Here is a 1392-nt window from a genome sequence, read left to right on the forward strand (position 1 = left end):
TGTCGGCGGCGGCTGAACTTGGACCCACTCTGGCCGGTTGAAATCTGACCCAGGTGTCTTCGGTTTGGTTGGTTCAGTCGTTGTCGGTGGTGGCGGTGGGGACGCGTCCGAGTTCACGTCCTCGCATGCGGAACGAGTCGCCCTTGAGAGAGTGGACCTCGGCGTGGTGGACGAGGCGGTCGATCATGGCGGCGGCCACGGTCTCGTCTCCGAAGACTTCTCCCCAGCGTCCGAAGGGTTTGTTGCTGGTGACGATCACGGACGCGCGTTCGTATCTGTTCGAGATCAGCTGGAAGAACAGGTTCGCGGCTTCGGCTTCGAAGGGGATGTAGCCGACTTCGTCCACCACGATGAGCGGGTAGCGGCTGAGCTTGGTGAGCTCGGCCTGGAGGCGGCCGGTGTGGTGGGCGGCGGCCAGGCGGTCGACCCATTCGGCGGCGGTGGCGAACGCGACGCGGTGTCCGGCCTGGCAGGCGCGGACCGCGAGCCCGATCGCCAGGTGTGTCTTCCCGGTGCCCGGCGGTCCCAGGAAAACGGCGTTCTCTTTCCCCGCGATGAAGTCCAATGTTCCCAGATGTGCGAGCTGTTGGCGCGTCATCCCGCGCAGATGGGTGACGTCCAGCTCCTCAATGGTCTTGATCGCGGGGAAGCGGGCGGACCGCACCCGTGCTTCACCGCCGTGAGACTCGCGGGCGGACACTTCGCGCTGCAGGCAGGCGACGAGGTACTCGGCATGGGTCCAGGACTCCTTGCGGGCTCGCTCGGCGAGACGGTCAGCGGCATCCAGCAGGGCCGGGGCCTTCATTGCCCGCGCGAGGAAGGCGAGGTCGGCTGCGGTCTGGGAGCCGGTCCTGCGGCCCGCGGCCGGCGTGGTGGTGATCTCGCTGGTGGCGTTGTCGAGGACGGCGGTGGTGCGGGGCATCAGCCGGCCTCCCTGCCCTTGCCGCCTTCGATGACCGTGAACAGCCGGTCATAGGTGCCCAGTTCGCGTTGCTCGACCTCGATGAGCGGGCCTGGGGCGGTCTGGGCTGTTCGGGCGGCTTTGGCACGGGCGGCCTGCTGGTGGTGCACCTCACCTCGCATCACCTTGCCCGCGGCAGCGTGGTCGGGGTCGGTGATGGTCTGGTGGCGGGCCCAGCAGCGCGGGTGCTGGGCGACGATTTCGCCGCTGGGGGCGAGGACAGTGATCTCGTCGTTGTCACACAGCACGGTGACGGTGCGTCCGATCGCGGCGGGGTGCACGGAGTAGTCGCAGGTGTCGACGCGGACGTAGTGGTCGCGGCCGATCCGTGTCTGCAGCCGCCACCAGGCGGGCGGGTCGACGGGCGGCAGGGAGAGCATCCCGGCCCGGTCGGCCTCCCACCGCTCGACGGGGCGGGTCTGCAGGGTGCG

General features: G+C 68.9%; 2 protein-coding genes. Both read right to left on the reverse strand.

All coding sequences use genetic code 11. The features are described 5' to 3' along the window. Positions 1-73: 73 nt before the first annotated feature. Positions 74-922, reverse strand: coding sequence for an IS21-like element helper ATPase IstB (gene istB, locus IEZ15_RS43945; protein WP_229846609.1), 849 nt, complete (start codon positions 920-922; stop codon positions 74-76). Then, a partial coding sequence (locus IEZ15_RS43950) for a Mu transposase domain-containing protein (RefSeq protein ID WP_444545169.1) occupies positions 922-1392 on the reverse strand: 471 nt, incomplete at its 5' end. The genes istB and IEZ15_RS43950, both read right to left, overlap by 1 nt.

This window comes from Streptomyces atratus (assembly GCF_014648655.1).
GTDB lineage: Bacteria > Actinomycetota > Actinomycetes > Streptomycetales > Streptomycetaceae > Streptomyces > Streptomyces atratus.